Below are 17,600 nucleotides of genomic sequence, written 5' to 3' on the forward strand. Positions count from 1 at the left end.
CCCCAGCCCGCGTTTCCGCCCGGAGCCGGAGCGCAGAAACAAGAGGTCGTACGGATGAACCTGCTGCTCGCCGAGGTGGCCCAGGCCACCCAGCGGTTGGCCGCGGCCGGCGTGCCGTCGCCGCGCTTCGACGCGGAGGAGCTCGCCGCCTACGTCCACCGGGTCAAGCGCAGCCAGCTGCACACGGTGAAGGACGCCGACTTCGACGCCCGCTACTGGGAGGCGGTCTCGCGCCGGGAAGCGCGCGAGCCGCTCCAGCACATCACCGGGCGCGCGTTCTTCCGCTACCTCGAACTGGAGGTCGGCCCCGGGGTGTTCGTGCCCCGGCCGGAGACCGAGACGGTCGTCGAGTGGGCGATAGACGCGGTGCGCGACATGGACGTGGCCGAGCCGCTGGTGGTGGACCTGTGCTCCGGCTCCGGCGCGATCGCCCTCGCCCTGGCCCAGGAGCTGCCGCGCTCCACCGTGCACGCCTTCGAACTCGACGAGGGCGCGCTGGAGTACACCCGGCGCAACATCGAGGCCAGCCAGGACCGCGCCCGGGTCACCCTGCACGCCGGTGACGCCACCAAGGCCTTCGAGGACGACCGCTCCTGGGACGGCCGCTTCGACCTGGTCATCTCCAACCCGCCGTACATCCCGCTCACCGAGTGGGAGTACGTCGCCCCGGAGGCCCGCGACCACGACCCGCAGATGTCGCTGTTCTCCGGCGAGGACGGCCTGGACACCATCCGCGGCATCGAGCGGGTGGCCGCCCGGCTGCTGCGCCCGGGCGGCGCGGTGGTGATCGAGCACGCCGACCAGCAGGGCGGCCAGGTGCCGTGGATCTTCAACGAGGAACACGGCTGGACGGACACCGCCGACCACCGTGACCTGAACAACCGGCCTCGCTTCACGACCGCCCGGAGGGTCGGGTCGTGAAGCATGTAGCGCAGTACGACCGCCCGGAGGGTCGGGTCGTGAAGCATGTAGCGCAGTACGACCGCCCGGAGGGTCGGGTCGTGAAGCTCAAGCGCAGTACGACTGCGCGCAAGGCCGTGCTGTAACCGTCATGAGCCACTCCGGAAGGGGACCGCACCGATGAGCCGCCGTTACGACTGTGCCGATGCCGGGGACCGCGCCACCGGGCTGCGGGAGGCCGCCTCGGCCATCCGCCGCGGCGAACTCGTCGTGCTGCCCACCGACACCCTCTACGGGGTCGGCGCGGACGCCTTCTCCCCGGAGGCCGTCGGCGAGCTGATGGCCGCCCGCGGCCGCAGTCGCAACACGCCCTCGCCGGTGCTGGTCGGCTCGCCGACCACCCTGCACGGCCTGGTCACCGACTTCTCCGAGCAGGCCTGGGAGCTGGTCGACGCCTTCTGGCCCGGCGGTCTCACCCTGGTCGCCAGGCACCAGCCCTCGCTGCGCTGGGACCTCGGCGACACCCGCGGCACCGTCGCGGTCCGGATGCCGCTGCACCCGGTCGCCATCGAGCTGCTGAACGCCACCGGCCCGATGGCCGTCTCCAGCGCCAACCGGATCGGCGGTTCGTCCCCGCTGACCTGTGACGAGGCGCAGGCCCAGCTGGGCGACGCGGTCTCGGTCTACCTGGACGGCGGGGCGGCCGAGGACGCCGCCATCTCGTCGATCGTGGACGTCACCGGCAAGGTCCCGGTCCTGCTGCGGGCCGGCGCGATCAGCGTCGAGCAGCTGAGGGAGGTCGTCCCAGACCTGGAGGCCGGCAGTTGACGCCGACCGTCTCGCTGCACGCAGGGCCGGGCATAGCGCCGTACCTGAGCGTGGGCCCCAGGCCGCTGGACCACTTCCGGATCCTGTTCGTCTGCACCGGCAACATCTGCCGCTCGCCGATCGCCGAGCGGCTGACCCGGCGTGAGCTGGACACCCGGCTGAGCCCCAGGGTGGCCGGGCGGATCCTGGTCGAGAGCGCCGGCACCTGGGGCCACGTGGGCGCCCCGATGGAGGACCACGCCGTGACCGTGCTCGACGAGTACGGCGCCGACAGCGGCGGCTTCACCGGCCGCGAGCTGCTGGACGAGCACGTGGTCGAGGCCGACCTGGTGCTCACCGCGACGCTGGACCACCGCGCCCAGGTGATCTCGATGGGCCACGAGGCGGGACTGCGCACCTTCACGCTGAAGGAGTTCACCCGGCTGGTGCGGACGATAGACCCGGGCACCCTGCCGGACCCCAGGCGCGGCGCCGACGTCACCGAGCGGGCCCGCGCGCTGGTCAGGGCCGCCGCCGCGCTGCGCGGCTGGCTGCTGGCCGCCACTCCGGAGTCGGACGAGGTGGACGACCCGTACGGGGCGCCGATCGGCATGTTCCGCAACTGCGGCGAGGAGATATTCCACGCGGTCGACCCGGTGGTCACCGCGCTCACGGGCGTGCCCGCGCCGCGCTGACCCGGTCGGCGGCGGGTCCGGCGCCGAAGGGGCCGGACGGCCGCAGCTCGGCGGGCCGGGCGGCGGCGGCGGTCCTACGCTGGGTGGCACAGTCCCCCGCAGCGCCCGGGAGCCCCGCCATGACCGTCACCGATGCCGCGTCCGGCCCGACCACGACGACAGGGCGCCCCCGGGTGTCCGAAGTGCTGCACCGGGCCGATCCGCAGCTGGCCGACCTGCTGGCCGCGGAGGCCGAGCGTCGCGCCGAAACGATCCAGCTGCTGGCGGGGGAGAACCTGACCACCCCCGCCGTCCTGGCGGCGCTCACCGGCCCGCTGATCGACAAGTACGCCGAGGGCTACCCGGGCCGCCGGCACCACACCGGCTGCGCGCTGGCGGACGCCGCCGAGCTGCTGGCGATCGACCGGGCCCGTGAGCTGTTCGCCGCTCCGCACGCCAACGTCCAGCCCCGGTCGGCGACTTCGGCGATGCTGGCGGCGTACGCGGCGCTGCTGAAGCCCGGCGACGGGGTGCTGGCGATGTCGCTGGAGCACGGCGGCCACCTCAGCTGCGGCTCGCGCGCCAACTTCTCCGGCCGCTGGTTCGACTTCACCGGCTACGGCGTGCGCGAGGACGACGGGCTGATCGACCTCGACCAGGTGCGCGAGCTGGCCCGGCGGCACCGCCCCAAGGCCATCGTGGCCGGCTCCATCTCGCACCCCCGCCACCCGGACTGGGCGGCGTTCCGGGAGATCGCCGACGAGGTGGACGCCTATCTGATCGCCTCCGCCGCGCAGACCACCGGGCTGATCGCGGCCGGGGTGGCGCCCTCCCCGGTGCCGTACGCGGACGTCACCGTGGCGGCCACCCACAAGCTGCTGCGCGGTCCGCGCGGCGGCCTGCTGCTGTGCACCGCCGAGCTGGCCGAGCGGATCGACCGGGCGGTGTTCCCGTTCAGCCAGGGCGGCGCGGCGATGAACGAGGTGGCCGGCAAGGCGGTGGCCCTCGCGGAGGCCTCCACGCCCGGCTACCGGGCGTACGCGCAGCGGACGGTGTCCGGGGCACGGGCGCTCGCCGAGGGGCTCGCGGAGGCCGGCACGCGCCCTCTGACGGGCGGTACCGACACCCATCTGGTGACCGCCGACGTGAGCCCGCTCGGCGTGACCGGCGCCGAGGCCGAACGGCGCTGCGCGGCGGCCGGACTGCTGCTCGGCAAGTGCGCGCTGCCGTACGACCCGGCGCCGGCCGCCGAGGCCTCCGGCATCCGGCTGGGCACGGGCACGGTGACCAGCCAGGGGATGGGGGAGTCCGAGCTGGCCGAGATCGCCGGGCTGATCGCGCGGGTGCTCGCCGGGGGTGCGCAGGCCCCGGCCGCGGCGCGGGTGCGGGAGCTGGCGCTGGCCTTCGCCGACCGGGCCTGACGGAGATCGTCCGCGGGTATCCGGATCCCCTACCCGGGAGGGCGAACCGCGATGCACGGTCCCGGCGTCCGACTCAATAAGGTGTGTGCCGTGGCGACGCACCTCGAAACCCGGGAAGGCAGGGGAGTACCTTCGGTACCCCCCGGTTCGACAGCGATGCAGGAGGCCAGTGGTGCGTGAGTATCTGCTGGTGCTGTTCTGCACGGCCGCCGTCACCTACCTGCTGACCGGCCCGGTCCGGAAGTTCGCCATCGCGGCCGGCGCCATGCCGCCGGTGCGCGCCCGTGACGTGCACCGCGAACCGACGCCGCGGCTCGGCGGCATCGCGATGTTCGGCGGACTGTGCGCGGGCATCCTGGTCGCCTCGCAGCTCGACAACCTGAGCAAGGTGTTCTCGCAGGGCACCGACATCCGCGCGCTGCTGTCCGGCGCCGGGATCATGTTCCTGCTCGGGGTGCTCGACGACAAGTGGGGCGTGGACGCGCTGGTCAAGCTCGGCGGCCAGATGATCGCCGCCGGTGTGATGGTCTGGCAGGGCGTCACGGTGATCACCCTCCCGGTGCCCGGCGTCGGCCCGGTCGCGGTGAGCCCGACCCAGGGCATGGTCATCTCGGTCGTCCTGGTCGTCGTCATGGTCAACGCGGTGAACTTCATCGACGGCCTGGACGGCCTGGCCGGCGGCATGGTCTGCATCGCCGCGATGGCCTTCTTCCTGTACAGCTACCGGCTCTGGTACGGCTACACGATCTCCGACGCGGCCCCCGCGGTGCTGTTCAGCGTGCTGCTGATCGGCATGTGCCTGGGCTTCCTGGCGCACAACATGCACCCCGCGCGGATCTTCATGGGCGACTCGGGATCGATGATGCTCGGCCTCATGCTGGCCGTCGCCGCGATCTCCATCACCGGCCGGGTCGACCCGGACCTGATCAGCAGCGAGACCGGTTCGCAGACCGCCACCGTGCACACCCTGGTGCCGATCTACATCCCGCTGCTGCTGCCGCTGACGGTCATCGCGCTGCCGCTGGCCGACCTGTTGCTCGCCGTGGTGCGCCGCACCTGGGCCGGCCAGTCCCCGTTCGCCGCGGACAAGCGCCACCTGCACCACCGGCTGCTCCAGGTCGGGCACTCGCACAGCCGCGCCGTACTGATCATGTACTTCTGGGCCGCGCTGATCGCCTTCGGCTCGGTGGCCTTCTCGGTGACCAACACCGGCCGCACCGTCGTCCTGACGCTCGCCGGGCTCTGCCTGGTCGGCCTGGTGGTGCTGCTCACCCCGCGGTTCCGCCCGCGCGCCCCGCGGGCGGTGCAGTCCTTCGTCCCCCCGCGCTACCGCCGCCGGCAGACCGCTCCGATGGCCGAACTGTCGGCGAAGGACAAGCAACTCCTGGGTGAAGCCGGCCGGGGCTCCGGCACCGGCTCCACCGCGGCCGACCAGCACCACAAGGCCACCGGGCGTCGCTGACAAGGAAGTTGGCGGCGAGTCGGATCGCTTCACCCGAATGGCGGAGCCGCTGCGCCTATGGTGTGACAGGTGCCACACATTCATGGTAAAGCTCTCATCAAATAGTTTGTGATACCGTTCACGAGTATCGAGAACACGCCGAAAGACCTGACAGGTGGATGACTTCCGTCCCTGTCGGTCTCCCTCACCGGGCCCGCCGTTCCTGCGGGCGGCCCGCGGCGATGCCTCGGTCCGGCGTCACCCGCCACCGCTGTGCCCGTCCCCCCGCCACATCGACATGCCGCCGGAGCTGCCGACATGCCGTCCACCGACGCCCGGATCCTCCGAGGCGCCGCGATTCCCACTGCGGTCGCCGGGATCATCGCCATGGCGATCTCCTTCGCAGTCGCCGGCGGGAAGGGGCTGCTCGGCGCCCTGTTCGGCGCACTGCTCGTGATGGCCTTCTTCAGCTTCGGCCAGGTCGCGCTCGACCGGCTGACCAGGTCGAACCCGCAGATCATGATGGCCGCGGCGCTGCTGGTGTACACCACGCAGATCCTGCTGGTCGGCATCGTGCTCGCGGTCTTCCAGGACACCGAGCTCTTCAACCGGCAGGCGTTCGCCTTCACGCTGCTCGGCTGCGCCCTGGTCTGGACGGGCTTCCAGGTGCGTGGTGCACTCAAGGCCAAGACCTTCTACGTCGACCCCGACGCCTCCGAAAAGAAGGGCGACAAGCCCTCCGACAAGGGGCGTCAACAGTGACGAGGCCCGACTGTCCCCCCAACGAGGGGGGCGGTGTTTATGCCGCACTGACGGGCTGCTATCGTCCGTCGCAACAACGGAGTACGGGAAGAGGCCTGGTCTGTCCGCAGAGCGGACCGATCGCCCCCCTGATCCGGGCAGTCTTCGATGATCCCGCTGTGGTGCAGTGCACCGGCGCGCGGGGTCGGCGAGAAACCCATCAAGTTCCAGTGCCGCTCCGTGGCCGCAGGCCACGCCGACACACCGAGGTTGCCGTATCCATGCGTCACGACGAAGGAGTCCGTGGTGAGTGCTGAACTCACGTCCCTCGCCTCAGGCAGTTGCCACTTCGGGGACGCTGGCTGCGGCTTCCCGGCCCCTGGCCTGAACGAGTTCCAGTTCAAGCCGATCTTCTCGATCGGCAGCGTCGAGTTCAACAAGCCGATGCTGCTGTCGTTCATCGTCGCGTTCCTGGTGGTCGGCTTCTTCTGGGCCGCCTTCGCCAAGCCGCGCCTGGTCCCCGGCAAGCTCCAGCTGGTCGGCGAGATCGGGTACGACTTCGTCAAGCGCTCCATCGTGCTGGAGACGATCGGCAAGAAGGGCGAGAAGTACGTCCCGATGCTCGTCTCGATGTTCTTCTTCATCTGGTTGATGAACATCATGTCGATCATCCCGTTCGCCCAGTTCCCGGTGATGGCGGCGATCGCGTTCCCGGCGGGCCTCGCGGCGATCGTCTGGCTCACCTACATGACGCTGACCTTCAAGAAGCACGGCTTCGTCGGCGGTCTGAAGAACCTCTGCTGGCCGTCGGGCATCCCGGGCTGGGTCATGTTCATCCTGGTGCCGATCGAGTTCTTCTCGAACGTCCTCGTGCGCCCCTTCACGCTCGCGGTCCGAGCCTTCGCGAACATGTTCGCCGGCCACCTGCTGATCGTGATGTTCTCCATCGCCTCCTGGTACCTGCTCAGCCCGACCCTGGGCGCGCTCTACGGCTCGGTCTCCTTCGTGGTGACCATCGCGCTGACCGCCTTCGAGCTGCTGGTCCAGTTCCTGCAGGCCTACATCTTCGTGATGCTGGCCAGCAGCTACATCGCCGGTGCCCTCGAAGAGGCGCACTGAGCCCCGGGGCCCAGGCCCCGCCCAGAACCACCTCCCGGATCGCCCGGTGGCCAATCACCACCGGTTCACCACCCTGCAAAGGACAACGTCAATGAGCATCCTCGCTGAGGGCACTGTCTACGGTTCCGTCGCCTCCCTGGGCTACGGCCTCGCCGCCATCGGCCCCGGCATCGGTGTCGGTCTGATCTTCGGCAACGGTGTCCAGGCGATGGCCCGTCAGCCCGAGGCTGCCGGTCTCATCCGTTCCAACATGTTCATCGGCTTCGCGCTGACCGAGGCGCTCGCCCTCATCGGCATCGTCATGCCGTTCGTCTTCGGCAACAAGTAATCCCGCCGTAGACCCTTTCTGAGGAAGGTCCAGATATGAGCATGGCGATCGTCCAGCTCGCGTCCGAGGAGAAGATGAACCCTCTCCTCCCCGCGTGGCCCGAGATCATCATCGGCCTGCTCTGCTTCTTCATCGTCTTCGGTCTGCTCGGCAAGAAGCTCCTCCCCAGCATCGAGAAGGTGCTGTCGGAGCGCCGGGACGCGATCGAGGGCGGGATGGAGCGCGCCGAGACCGCTCAGGCGGAGGCCCAGGCCCTGCTTGAGCAGTACCGCGCCGAGCTCGCCGAGGCGCGCCACGAGGCTGCCCGCATCGTCGAGCAGGCTCGCGAGCAGGGTGCCGCCCAGCTCGCCGAGATGCGCGAGGAGGGCCAGCGCCAGCGCGAGGCCATCGTCGCCGCCGGTCACGCCCAGATCGAGGCGGACAAGAAGCAGGCCACTGCCGCCCTGCGTCAGGACGTGGGCTCGCTGGCCACCCAGCTGGCGTCCCGCATCGTGGGTGAGTCCCTGGAGGACCACACCCGGCAGAGCGGCGTCATCGACCGCTTCCTGGACGAGCTGGAGGCCAAGGCCGCCGTTGCTCAGGGTGCGGCCAAGTGATCGGCGCCAGCCGTGAGGCCTTCGCCGCCGGCCGGCAGAACCTGGAGAGCCTGACCGACTCCACCTCGGTGGACGTGGCCAAGCTCGCCGAGGAGCTCACCGCCGTCACGGCCGTGCTGGACCGTGAGGTGTCGCTGCGCCGAGTCCTGACCGACCCGTCCCGGTCGGGCGAGGACAAGGCCCAGTTGGTCGCCTCGCTGCTGACCGGCCAGGTCACCGGCGCGACGGTCGACCTGGTCTCCGGCCTGGTCCGCTCCCGCTGGTCGGGCTCGCGCGACCTGGTGGACGCGACCGAGGAGCTCGCCGCGTACGCCGAGATCGTCGCCGCGGACAAGGCCGGTTCCCTGGACGACGTCGAGGACGAGCTCTTCCGGTTCGGCCGGGTGGTGAGCGGTTCGCACGAGCTGCGGGCCGCGCTGACCGAGCCGAAGGCCGGCACCGCCGCGAAGGCCGCGCTGATCGCGAAGCTGCTCGGCGGCCGCGCCAACGCCGGTACCGTCCGGCTGGTCACCGCCGTCGTGAACGCGCCGCGTGGCCGTAGCCTGGAGCAGGGCCTGGAGTCCTACTCCAAGCTCGCCGCCGCACGCCGCGACCGCGTGGTGGCCCTGGTCACCACCGCGGTGCCGCTGTCGGACACCCAGAAGGAGCGCCTGTCCGGTGCTCTGGGCCGGATGTACGGCCGCCAGGTCCACCTGAACATCGACGTCGACCCTCAGGTCGTGGGCGGTGTTCGGGTGCAGATCGGCGACGAGATCATCAACGGCACCGTGTCGAGCCGCCTCGAGGGCGCTCGCCAGTCGCTCGAAGGCTGAGCACCGAAGCAGCACATCCGACCCTCGGTCGGGAAACCGGCTCCCCAAGGAGCCGGCACATCGTACGGCCGGTTCGGAAGACCCGGCCGAGAGTCGAATACTTGCGGCCCTCAATGGCGGGCCGAGGATCGCAAACTAGGAGAGCAGGGAAGCCTGATGGCGGAGCTTACGATCCGTCCGGAGGAGATCCGGGACGCGCTGGCCGACTTTGTCCAGTCGTACCAGCCGGACGCCGCTTCTGTGGAAGAGGTCGGCAAGGTCACTGACGCGGCGGACGGCATCGCGCATGTCGAGGGCCTGCCCTCGGTCATGGCGAACGAGCTGCTGCGGTTCGAGGACGGCACGCTCGGCCTCGCGCTGAACCTCGACACCCGCGAGATCGGTGTCGTCGTCCTCGGTGAGTTCGGCGGTATCGAAGAGGGCCAGACCGTGCGCCGCACCGGCGAGGTCCTCTCGGTTCCGGTCGGCGACGGCTACCTCGGCCGCGTCGTGGACCCGCTGGGCAACCCGATCGACGGCCTGGGCGACATCGCCGCCACCGGTCGCCGCGCCCTGGAGCTGCAGGCCCCCGGCGTCATGGCCCGCAAGTCGGTCAAGCAGCCGCTGCAGACCGGCATCAAGGCCATCGACGCGATGACCCCGATCGGCCGCGGCCAGCGCCAGCTGATCATCGGTGACCGCCAGACCGGCAAGACCGCGGTGGCCGTCGACACGATCATCAACCAGCGTGACAACTGGCGCTCGGGCGACCCGGAGAAGCAGGTCCGCTGCATCTACGTCGCCGTGGGCCAGAAGGGCTCCACCATCGCGTCCGTCCGTGGCGCCCTGGAGGAGGCCGGCGCGCTGGAGTACACCACCATCGTGGCTGCTCCCGCCTCCGACCCGGCCGGCTTCAAGTACCTCGCCCCGTACACCGGTTCGGCCATCGGCCAGGAGTGGATGTACGACGGCAAGCACGTCCTGATCATCTTCGACGACCTGTCGAAGCAGGCCGAGGCCTACCGCTCCGTCTCCCTGCTGCTGCGCCGCCCGCCGGGCCGCGAGGCCTACCCGGGTGACGTCTTCTACCTGCACTCCCGCCTGCTGGAGCGCTGCGCCAAGCTGAACGACGCTCTGGGCGGCGGCTCGATGACCGGTCTGCCGATCATCGAGACCAAGGCCAACGACGTCTCGGCGTACATCCCGACCAACGTCATCTCCATCACCGACGGCCAGTGCTTCCTGGAGTCCGACCTGTTCAACGCCGGCATCCGCCCGGCCGTGAACGTCGGTATCTCGGTCTCCCGCGTCGGTGGCTCCGCCCAGATCAAGGCCATGCGCTCGGTCGCCGGCCGTCTGCGTCTGGACCTCGCCCAGTACCGTGAGCTGGAGGCCTTCGCCGCCTTCGGTTCCGACCTGGACGCGGCCTCCAAGGCCCAGCTGGAGCGCGGTGCGCGCATGGTCGAGCTGCTGAAGCAGGGCCAGTACCAGCCGTTCCCGGTCGAGGAGCAGGTCGTCTCCATCTGGGCCGGCACCAACGGCAAGCTGGACGACGTCCCGGTCGCCGAGATCCGCCGCTTCGAGCGCGAGTTCCTGGACCACGTCCGCCTGCAGCACAAGGACCTGCTGGCCGGCATCGTCGAGACCGGTCTGCTGGCCGAGGGCACCGTCGACGCGCTGACCACCGCGATCGAGGCGTTCAAGCAGGGTTACCAGACCGCTGACGGCAAGCTGCTCTCCGAGCAGGCCTGAGTCCGGTAGCGAGGGAAAGGACGTAACGACCCATGGGAGCACAGCTTCGGGTCTACAAGCGCCGGATCCGCTCTGTCACCGCGACGAAGAAGATCACCAAGGCGATGGAGATGATCTCCGCGTCGCGCATCGTCAAGGCGCAGCGCGCGGTGGCCGCCTCCACTCCGTACGCCGATGAGCTCACCCGGGCGGTGACGGCGGTGGCCACCCGGTCCAACGCCAAGCACCCGCTCACCACCGAGAACCCGGACGCCAAGCGCGCCGCGGTCCTGCTGATCACGGCGGACCGCGGCCTGGCGGGCGGCTACTCGACCAACGCCATCAAGGCCGCCCAGGGGCTCACCGAGCGCCTGAAGGCCGAGGGCAAGGACGTGGTGACGTACATCGTCGGCCGCAAGGGCGTCTCGTACTACACGTTCCGCGGTCTCACGATCGCGGGCTCGTGGACGGGATTCTCGGACAAGCCGACCTACGGTGACGCGAAGACCGTGGCGGCCGACCTGATCGAGGCCTTCACGGCCGAGACGGGCGGCGTGGACGAGCTCCACCTGGTCTCGACCGAGTTCGTGTCGATGCTGACGCAGAACGCGGTGGACGCGCGGCTGCTGCCGCTGAAGCTGGACGAGGTCCAGCTCAGCGACCAGACGCCGGCCAAGTCGGAGATCTTCCCGCTGTACGACTTCGAGCCGTCGGCGGAGGGCGTCCTGGACGCGCTGCTGCCGCGGTACGTCGAGAGCCGGATCTACAACGCGATGCTGCAGTCGGCCGCTTCCGAGCACGCCGCCCGCCGTCGCGCGATGAAGAGCGCGACGGACAACGCCGGCGAGCTCATCAAGTCGCTCACGCGGCTTGCCAACTCGGCCCGTCAGGCCGAGATCACCCAGGAAATCAGCGAGATCGTCGGTGGCGCCAACGCGCTGGCCGACGCTAGCCGCGGGAGCGAATGAGTATGACCACCACTGTTGAGCCGACCACGGCGACGGGCCGCGTCGCGCGGGTCATCGGCCCGGTCGTCGACGTGGAGTTCCCCGTCGACGCGATTCCGGAGATGTACAACGCCCTGCACGTCGAGGTGGACAACCCCGACGGCACGGGCAGGAAGACCCTGACCCTCGAGGTCGCCCAGCACCTCGGCGACGGCATGGTCCGCGGCATCTCGATGCAGCCGACCGACGGCCTGGTCCGCGGTTCGCAGGTCTCCGACACCGGTGCCGCGATCTCCGTCCCGGTCGGCCAGATCACCAAGGGCAAGGTGTTCAACGCCCTCGGTGACGTGCTGAACGTCGACAAGGACGAGTTCGAGTCGCAGGTGGAGGTCCGCTGGCCGATCCACCGCAAGGCCCCGGAGTTCAAGGACCTCGAGTCCAAGACCGAGATGTTCGAGACGGGCATCAAGGTCATCGACCTGCTCACCCCGTACGTCACCGGTGGCAAGATCGGTCTGTTCGGTGGTGCCGGTGTCGGCAAGACCGTTCTGATCCAGGAGATGATCTACCGCGTCGCCGAGAACTTCGGTGGTGTGTCGGTGTTCGCCGGCGTCGGCGAGCGCACCCGTGAGGGCAACGACCTCATCGACGAGATGGTCGACTCGGGCGTTCTGGACAAGACCGCGCTGGTCTTCGGCCAGATGGACGAGCCGCCGGGCACCCGTCTGCGCGTCGCGCTGTCCGCGCTGACCATGGCGGAGTACTTCCGTGACGTCGAGAAGCAGGACGTGCTCCTCTTCATCGACAACATCTTCCGGTTCACCCAGGCCGGTTCCGAGGTGTCGACCCTGCTCGGCCGCATGCCCTCCGCGGTGGGCTACCAGCCGAACCTGGCCGACGAGATGGGCCTCCTCCAGGAGCGCATCACCTCGACCCGCGGTCACTCGATCACCTCGATGCAGGCGATCTACGTCCCCGCGGACGACCTGACCGACCCGGCCCCGGCCACCACCTTCGCCCACCTGGACGCGACGACCGTTCTGTCGCGGCCGATCTCGGAGAAGGGCATCTACCCGGCCGTCGACCCGCTGGACTCCACGTCCCGCATCCTCGACCCGCGGTACATCGCGGCGAACCACTACGAGACGGCCATCCGTATCAAGGGGATCCTGCAGAAGTACAAGGACCTCCAGGACATCATCGCGATCCTCGGTATCGACGAGCTGTCCGAAGAGGACAAGGTCACGGTGCACCGTGCCCGTCGCATCGAGCGCTTCCTCTCGCAGAACACCTACGTGGCGAAGCAGTTCACCGGTGTCGAGGGCTCGACCGTCCCGCTGTCGGAGACCATCGAGGCCTTCAACTCGATCGCGGACGGCAAGTACGACTCCGTCCCGGAGCAGGCCTTCTTCATGTGCGGTGGCATCGAGGACCTCGAGAAGAACGCCGCCGAGCTGGCGAAGAAGTAATCGCGGCCGGTAGCAGCTGTGCGTGACGTGAGGGGTGGCCCCCGAGCCTGGGGACCGCCCCTCACGGCGCATCGGCTGTGATTCCGGTCAAATCCGTGCCGCCGGTTTCATGCCGGAGGCGCGGGGCCGTTATTCTTACCGAAACTCCCGAGTAATCGGGGGTTGCATGAGCCTAGGAGCCCACGTTGGCTGAGCTGCACGTCGAGCTGGTCGCAGCCGACCGCAAGGTGTGGTCCGGTGCGGCCACCATCGTCGTCGCCCGTACGGCCTCCGGTGACACCGGCATCATGCCGGGCCACACCCCGGTGCTGAGTGTGCTGGAGACCGGTCCCGTCACCATCCGCACGGCGGACGGCGGCACCGTGATCGCCGCTGTGCACGGCGGCTTCATCTCCTTCGCCGACAACAAGCTGTCTCTGCTCGCGGAGATCGCCGAGCTGGCGGACGAGATCGACGTCGCCCGTGCCGAGCGCGCGCTGGAGAACGCCAAGTCGGGCCTGGACGAGCACGCCGAGCGGCGCGCCGAGGTCCGTCTGTTCGCGGCGCGCGGCCTCAAGGCCCACGTCTGAGTGCGCCGGATCCCGGCTTAGCGGGGTCTACCGACGGTCCCGGGGACGCGTGAGCGTGACCCCGGGACTGTCGTCGTAGTTGGTAGGTCAGGGCGGTCGCTTGATACGACCGCTACGGGGAACGCGGGTAGCGAGGAGGTGGGTGAGCATGGTCCTCGCGCTTGTGGTGTGTGCGGCGGTCGTGGCCCTGGGAGTGATCGGGTTGATGGCCTTCGCCGTCCGGCGCCGCCTGATCCAGAGGGTCGGCGGCACCTTCGATTGCAGTTACCGGCTCAAAATGCCCGCCGACGCCTCGACGCAGCCCGACCTCGACGAGAACGGCAAACCCACCTCGGCCCCGGTCCCTCCGACCGACGGCAAGGGGTGGGTTTTTGGTATCGGCCGCTACAGCGGCGACTCGATCGAGTGGTTCCGGGTCTTCTCCTACGCCCCGCGGCCGCGCCGGCTGCTGCCGCGCCGCGAGATCGAGGTGCTCGGCCGGCGCTACCCGGAGGGCCAGGAGGAGCTGGCGCTGCTGTCCGGCTCGGTGGTGCTGCGCTGCCTGCACAACGGGGTGCCGCTGGAGCTGGCGATGAGCGAGGACGCGCTGACCGGCTTCCTGGCCTGGCTGGAAGCCGCCCCGCCGGGGCAGAGAGTCAACGTCGCGTAGCGACGAGACTCTCGGGTTGGGGGCACCTCCCGGCCGGAGGCTGGGGGAGGTCAACGTCGCGTAGCCGTACGGTCGGCTGCCCGGCTCGGGGTTAACGCGGCCTAACCCGGCGGTTAGTCTGGCCGCATGGTCAATCTGACGCGCATCTACACCCGTACCGGCGACGACGGCACCACCGCGCTCGGCGACATGAGCCGGACCACCAAGACCGACCCGAGGCTGATCGCGTACGCCGACGCCAACGAGGCGAACGCGGCGATCGGGGTGGCCCTGGCCGTGGGGGAGCTGGCGGAGGACGTCTCGGCGGTGCTCGTCCGGGTCCAGAACGACCTGTTCGACGTCGGCGCCGACCTGTCCACCCCGGTGGTCGAGGACCCGAAGTACCCGCCGCTGCGGGTGCTCCAGTCCTACGTCGACCGGCTGGAGGCGGACTGCGACGAGTACCTGGAGCGGGTGGAGAAGCTGCGCAGCTTCATCCTGCCGGGGGGCACGCCCGGTGCGGCCCACCTGCACCTCGCCTGCACGGTGGTGCGGCGCGCCGAGCGTTCGACCTGGGCGGCCATCGCGGAGCACGGTGACAGCGTCAACCCGCTCACCGCGAAGTACCTGAACCGGCTCTCCGACCTGCTGTTCATCCTGGCCCGGGTGGCCAACAAGGAGCGCGGCGACGTGCTCTGGGTCCCGGGGGAGAACCGCTAGAGCCCGCCGAAGGGCACGCCCCCGGCCCCCGCGGGGCGGGGACGTCCGGGGACGGGCCGCGAGGCCTCAGGGCCGGTCGGCCGGGGCGTGGGCGCCGGTGCCGACCAGGGTCTTCCCGGTGACCACCCGGCCGTTCTCGACCGGCACGCCGGCCGGCGCCTCCTTGGGCCAGAGCGAGTAGCAGCCGGCCACGATCACGTTGACCGCGGCCGCGATGCCCAGCTTGAGGTACCACTGGGTGAAGGTGCCGAAGTGCGCGGAGCCGGCGGAGAGCGGCACGAGCAGGGTGATCAGGGCCAGGGTGACGGCGGCCGACACGACGGTCCGGCCGGCGATCTGCCACTCGTACCTGGTCCGCTCGGGCCCGTACTTCGGCGAGGGCAGCGGCTTGGGGCCGCCGGCGAAGCGGTACAGGAAGTGCCGGTCGGCCCAGCGGACCAGCGAGGGGCCGTAGCCGATCGAGAAGCCCGCGTAGCTCGCGGCCAGGGCGTGGGTCCAGCTCGCGGTGGCGCCGCCGCGCAGGTCGAGGACGGTGAGTGCGTAGAGGGTGAGGTCCACCACGGGCAGGCCGACCAGCAGCGCGGTGCTGGCGCGGCGCCACCGCAGCAGGTAGCGGGTGGCGAGTCCGAGGCCGAGCAGGATCCAGAAGGAGACCTCGGCCGCGACGATGAGAGTGACGATCACGTTCTGCTCCCGGGCGATTCGGTGGTGCTTCCATGCTCGTGCGCGGGCGCGCCGGTGTCGTCGTCGTCCGGTGCCGTCCGGTGCTGCATCTTTCGATGTAGCGGGCTCCTCCGCGGACCGGAGCCGGGCGGGACGCCGGGGATGGTGAGATGGGAACGTGGCCTTCCCGTTCCCCGCTCTCTCCCCGCGCCGGCAGGACCGGCTGATCGCTCTCGCCGGGCTGCTCGGCGGCACGGTGCTGATCGTCTTCAAGGTGTACGACCGGGCCGACGACATGCCGCTGTGGGCGGTGCTGCCGCCGCTGCTGGTGATGGCGGGGCTGGAGCTGGTCCGGCGGACCAGGCCGGTGCTGGCGGTGTCGGTCGGCGGGCTGGCCTTCGCGGCGAGCCTGTTCGCCGGCAGCCTGATGGCGACGTTGATCATGTACACCGACCTGTTGTACGCGGCGGTGATCTACGGCACGCCGCGGGTGTCCCGGGTGCTGCACCTGAGCGGCGGGGCCACGGTGCTGTCGCTCTCCGTACTGGCGGCGATGTACGGCGGCACCTCCGACGGGCTGCTGATCGCGGTGGTCAGTTCGCTGGTCTTCCTGGGGCCGGTGTGGACCGGCGACGTGGTGCGCAAGCACCGGCAGGAGGCGGAGACCGAGCGGTTGCGGGCGGAGCAGACCGCGTTGCTCTCGGAGCTGGACCGGCGCGAGGCGATCGGCGCCGAACGGGCGAGGATGGCAAGGGAGTTGCACGACGTGGTGGCCAACCACCTGTCGGCGATCGCGATCCACGCCACCGGTGCGCAGGCGGTGGCCAGACGGCGGCGGCTGGCCGCCGACGATCCGCTGGTGGAGGTGCTGGCGGTGATCCGGGAGAACAGCGTCCAGGGATTGGCCGAAATGCGTCGCATGATCGGACTGCTCCGGGACAGCGGCGGGGGCGAGGCGGACGAGTCCTACGCGGCGCCCGACCTGGCCGCGGTGGACTCCCTGCTGGCGAAGGCCAGGGCGGCCGGGCAGGACGTCGGGCTGGAGTTCGAGCTGGACGAGCGCGGCGAGCGCGGTGAGGTGCCGGTGCCGGTCGGGCTGGCCGCGTACCGGATCGTCCAGGAGTCGCTGACCAACGCGCTCAAGCACGCCGGGCCCGGACTGGTCAGCCTGCGGCTGGAGTTCGCGCCCGAGGAACTGCGGATCGCCGTCGACAGTCCGTACCGGGGCGGGCCCGGCCGTGGCCTGCCCGGCGCCCGGGCCGGCCTGGTGGGCATGGCGGAGCGGGCCGGGCTGCTCGGCGGCAGCTTCGAGGCCGGGCCCGAGGACGGGTACTGGAGGGTGCGCGCGGTGCTGCCGCGCGCCCAGGAGAGCGGGGGGCGGGCATGACGATCCGGGTGCTGGTGGCGGAGGACCAGGCGGCGGTCCGGGCGGCGCTGGTGATGATCCTGCGCGCCGAACCGGAGTTGGAGGTGGTCGGGCAGGCCGCCGACGGCGAGGAGGCCGTCCGGCTCGCGCTGGAACTGCGGCCCGACGTGGTGCTGATGGACGTGCAGATGCCTCGGCTGGACGGCGTCTCGGCGACCAGGGAGGTGGTCGCGGCCGGGGCCGGCCAGGTGCTCGTGCTGACCACCTTCGACCTGGACGAGTACGTCTACGGCGCGCTGCGGGCGGGCGCGTCCGGGTTCCTGCTCAAGGACCTGGAGGCGGACGCCCTGATCGAGGGCATCCGTACGGTGGCGCGCGGGGACGGCATGCTGGCGCCCTCGGTGACCAAGCGGCTGATCGGGACCTTCGCCCGCCCGGAGCGGCCGGTCGGGCCCGAGGCCAGGGCGGCGGTGGGGGCGCTGACCGGCCGGGAGCGGGAGGTGCTGGCCTGCCTCGGGGCCGGGATGTCCAACGTCGAGATCGCGGCCCGACTGGAGATGGCGGAGGCCACCACCAAGACGCACGTCAGCCGGATCCTGGCGAAGCTGCGGCTGCGCAGCCGGGTCCAGGCGGCGATCCTGGCCCAGGACCTCGGGCTGACCATCTGAGGAGCTGGTCGACCGATCACA

Annotated in this window: 19 protein-coding genes; 18 read left to right on the forward strand and 1 reads right to left on the reverse strand. The window is 70.5% G+C overall.

Going from position 1 to position 17,600, the window contains the following annotated elements:
- Window positions 1-54 precede the first annotated feature (54 nt).
- The 16 genes from prmC (at window position 55) to ACIQOW_RS13250 (ending at window position 14,882) form a co-directional block, all read left to right on the forward strand.
- Entirely contained in the window at window positions 55-921 is an 867-nt protein-coding gene (gene prmC / locus ACIQOW_RS13175; protein WP_401083543.1) for a peptide chain release factor N(5)-glutamine methyltransferase, read from the forward strand.
- 159 nt (window positions 922-1,080) lie between these two features.
- On the forward strand, window positions 1,081-1,728 hold the full coding sequence (locus tag ACIQOW_RS13180) for an L-threonylcarbamoyladenylate synthase (RefSeq protein ID WP_401083545.1): 648 nt from the start codon (window positions 1,081-1,083) through the stop codon (window positions 1,726-1,728).
- Window positions 1,729-1,760: 32 nt separating this feature from the next.
- Window positions 1,761-2,402 (forward strand): protein-tyrosine-phosphatase, encoded by a 642-nt coding sequence (locus ACIQOW_RS13185; RefSeq protein ID WP_401083754.1) that lies wholly within the window; start codon window positions 1,761-1,763, stop codon window positions 2,400-2,402.
- A gap of 119 nt (window positions 2,403-2,521) precedes the next feature.
- Window positions 2,522-3,802 carry a serine hydroxymethyltransferase gene (gene glyA, locus ACIQOW_RS13190; protein WP_401083547.1) on the forward strand — a complete coding sequence of 427 codons (1,281 nt, stop codon included), beginning with the start codon at window positions 2,522-2,524 and terminating at the stop codon, window positions 3,800-3,802.
- A gap of 172 nt (window positions 3,803-3,974) precedes the next feature.
- On the forward strand, window positions 3,975-5,264 hold the full coding sequence (locus ACIQOW_RS13195; protein ID WP_401083549.1) for an MraY family glycosyltransferase: 1,290 nt from the start codon (window positions 3,975-3,977) through the stop codon (window positions 5,262-5,264).
- Window positions 5,265-5,561: 297 nt separating this feature from the next.
- The gene (locus tag ACIQOW_RS13200) at window positions 5,562-6,005 is read left to right on the forward strand and encodes a hypothetical protein (RefSeq protein WP_188297744.1); all 444 of its coding nucleotides are present in this window, start codon (window positions 5,562-5,564) and stop codon (window positions 6,003-6,005) included.
- Between the two features lie 285 nt (window positions 6,006-6,290).
- Window positions 6,291-7,103, forward strand: coding sequence for a F0F1 ATP synthase subunit A (gene atpB, locus ACIQOW_RS13205; RefSeq protein WP_317620169.1), 813 nt, complete (start codon window positions 6,291-6,293; stop codon window positions 7,101-7,103).
- 91 nt (window positions 7,104-7,194) lie between these two features.
- The gene (gene atpE, locus ACIQOW_RS13210) at window positions 7,195-7,431 is read left to right on the forward strand and encodes an ATP synthase F0 subunit C (protein WP_031074289.1); all 237 of its coding nucleotides are present in this window, start codon (window positions 7,195-7,197) and stop codon (window positions 7,429-7,431) included.
- A 41-nt stretch (window positions 7,432-7,472) separates the two neighbouring features.
- Entirely contained in the window at window positions 7,473-8,027 is a 555-nt protein-coding gene (locus ACIQOW_RS13215; protein ID WP_401083756.1) for a F0F1 ATP synthase subunit B, read from the forward strand.
- Window positions 8,024-8,839: a F0F1 ATP synthase subunit delta gene (locus ACIQOW_RS13220; RefSeq protein WP_401083551.1), complete on the forward strand. Its 816-nt coding sequence runs from the start codon at window positions 8,024-8,026 to the stop codon at window positions 8,837-8,839. Before ACIQOW_RS13215 ends, ACIQOW_RS13220 begins: the two co-directional genes overlap by 4 nt.
- Before the next feature lie 156 nt (window positions 8,840-8,995).
- Window positions 8,996-10,570 carry a F0F1 ATP synthase subunit alpha gene (gene atpA, locus ACIQOW_RS13225; RefSeq protein ID WP_401083553.1) on the forward strand — a complete coding sequence of 525 codons (1,575 nt, stop codon included), beginning with the start codon at window positions 8,996-8,998 and terminating at the stop codon, window positions 10,568-10,570.
- Window positions 10,571-10,602: 32 nt separating this feature from the next.
- On the forward strand, window positions 10,603-11,517 hold the full coding sequence (locus ACIQOW_RS13230; protein WP_401083555.1) for a F0F1 ATP synthase subunit gamma: 915 nt from the start codon (window positions 10,603-10,605) through the stop codon (window positions 11,515-11,517).
- Window positions 11,518-11,519: 2 nt separating this feature from the next.
- Window positions 11,520-12,965, forward strand: a complete 1,446-nt coding sequence (atpD, locus tag ACIQOW_RS13235; RefSeq protein WP_401083557.1) for a F0F1 ATP synthase subunit beta — start codon at window positions 11,520-11,522, stop codon at window positions 12,963-12,965.
- A gap of 185 nt (window positions 12,966-13,150) precedes the next feature.
- Window positions 13,151-13,534, forward strand: a complete 384-nt coding sequence (locus tag ACIQOW_RS13240) for a F0F1 ATP synthase subunit epsilon (RefSeq protein ID WP_188297751.1) — start codon at window positions 13,151-13,153, stop codon at window positions 13,532-13,534.
- A 148-nt stretch (window positions 13,535-13,682) separates the two neighbouring features.
- On the forward strand, window positions 13,683-14,183 hold the full coding sequence (locus ACIQOW_RS13245; RefSeq protein WP_401083559.1) for a DUF2550 domain-containing protein: 501 nt from the start codon (window positions 13,683-13,685) through the stop codon (window positions 14,181-14,183).
- A 126-nt stretch (window positions 14,184-14,309) separates the two neighbouring features.
- The gene (locus tag ACIQOW_RS13250; RefSeq protein ID WP_401083561.1) at window positions 14,310-14,882 is read left to right on the forward strand and encodes a cob(I)yrinic acid a,c-diamide adenosyltransferase; all 573 of its coding nucleotides are present in this window, start codon (window positions 14,310-14,312) and stop codon (window positions 14,880-14,882) included.
- Window positions 14,883-14,948: 66 nt separating this feature from the next.
- On the opposite strand, the gene ACIQOW_RS13255 is transcribed toward ACIQOW_RS13250, so the two are convergent.
- Window positions 14,949-15,566: a hypothetical protein gene (locus tag ACIQOW_RS13255; protein ID WP_401083562.1), complete on the reverse strand. Its 618-nt coding sequence runs from the start codon at window positions 15,564-15,566 to the stop codon at window positions 14,949-14,951.
- A 157-nt stretch (window positions 15,567-15,723) separates the two neighbouring features.
- Between ACIQOW_RS13255 and ACIQOW_RS13260 the strand changes: the two genes are divergently transcribed.
- Window positions 15,724-16,932, forward strand: a complete 1,209-nt coding sequence (locus tag ACIQOW_RS13260) for a sensor histidine kinase (protein ID WP_401083564.1) — start codon at window positions 15,724-15,726, stop codon at window positions 16,930-16,932.
- Entirely contained in the window at window positions 16,929-17,579 is a 651-nt protein-coding gene (locus ACIQOW_RS13265; RefSeq protein ID WP_401083566.1) for a response regulator, read from the forward strand. The genes ACIQOW_RS13260 and ACIQOW_RS13265 overlap by 4 nt, the downstream gene beginning before the upstream one ends.
- Window positions 17,580-17,600: the final 21 nt, after the last annotated feature.

This window comes from Kitasatospora sp. NPDC091335 (assembly GCF_044757205.1).
Lineage (GTDB): Bacteria > Actinomycetota > Actinomycetes > Streptomycetales > Streptomycetaceae > Kitasatospora.

Coding starts and splice junctions, on each gene's coding strand:
- prmC (WP_401083543.1), top strand. CDS start 55: ATGAACCTGCTGCTCGCCGAGGTGGCCCAGGCCACCCAGCGGTTGGCC.
- ACIQOW_RS13180 (WP_401083545.1), top strand. CDS start 1,081: ATGAGCCGCCGTTACGACTGTGCCGATGCCGGGGACCGCGCCACCGGG.
- glyA (WP_401083547.1), top strand. CDS start 2,522: ATGACCGTCACCGATGCCGCGTCCGGCCCGACCACGACGACAGGGCGC.
- ACIQOW_RS13200 (WP_188297744.1), top strand. CDS start 5,562: ATGCCGTCCACCGACGCCCGGATCCTCCGAGGCGCCGCGATTCCCACT.
- atpE (WP_031074289.1), top strand. CDS start 7,195: ATGAGCATCCTCGCTGAGGGCACTGTCTACGGTTCCGTCGCCTCCCTG.
- ACIQOW_RS13215 (WP_401083756.1), top strand. CDS start 7,473: ATGGCGATCGTCCAGCTCGCGTCCGAGGAGAAGATGAACCCTCTCCTC.
- atpA (WP_401083553.1), top strand. CDS start 8,996: ATGGCGGAGCTTACGATCCGTCCGGAGGAGATCCGGGACGCGCTGGCC.
- ACIQOW_RS13230 (WP_401083555.1), top strand. CDS start 10,603: ATGGGAGCACAGCTTCGGGTCTACAAGCGCCGGATCCGCTCTGTCACC.
- atpD (WP_401083557.1), top strand. CDS start 11,520: ATGACCACCACTGTTGAGCCGACCACGGCGACGGGCCGCGTCGCGCGG.
- ACIQOW_RS13245 (WP_401083559.1), top strand. CDS start 13,683: ATGGTCCTCGCGCTTGTGGTGTGTGCGGCGGTCGTGGCCCTGGGAGTG.
- ACIQOW_RS13250 (WP_401083561.1), top strand. CDS start 14,310: ATGGTCAATCTGACGCGCATCTACACCCGTACCGGCGACGACGGCACC.
- ACIQOW_RS13265 (WP_401083566.1), top strand. CDS start 16,929: ATGACGATCCGGGTGCTGGTGGCGGAGGACCAGGCGGCGGTCCGGGCG.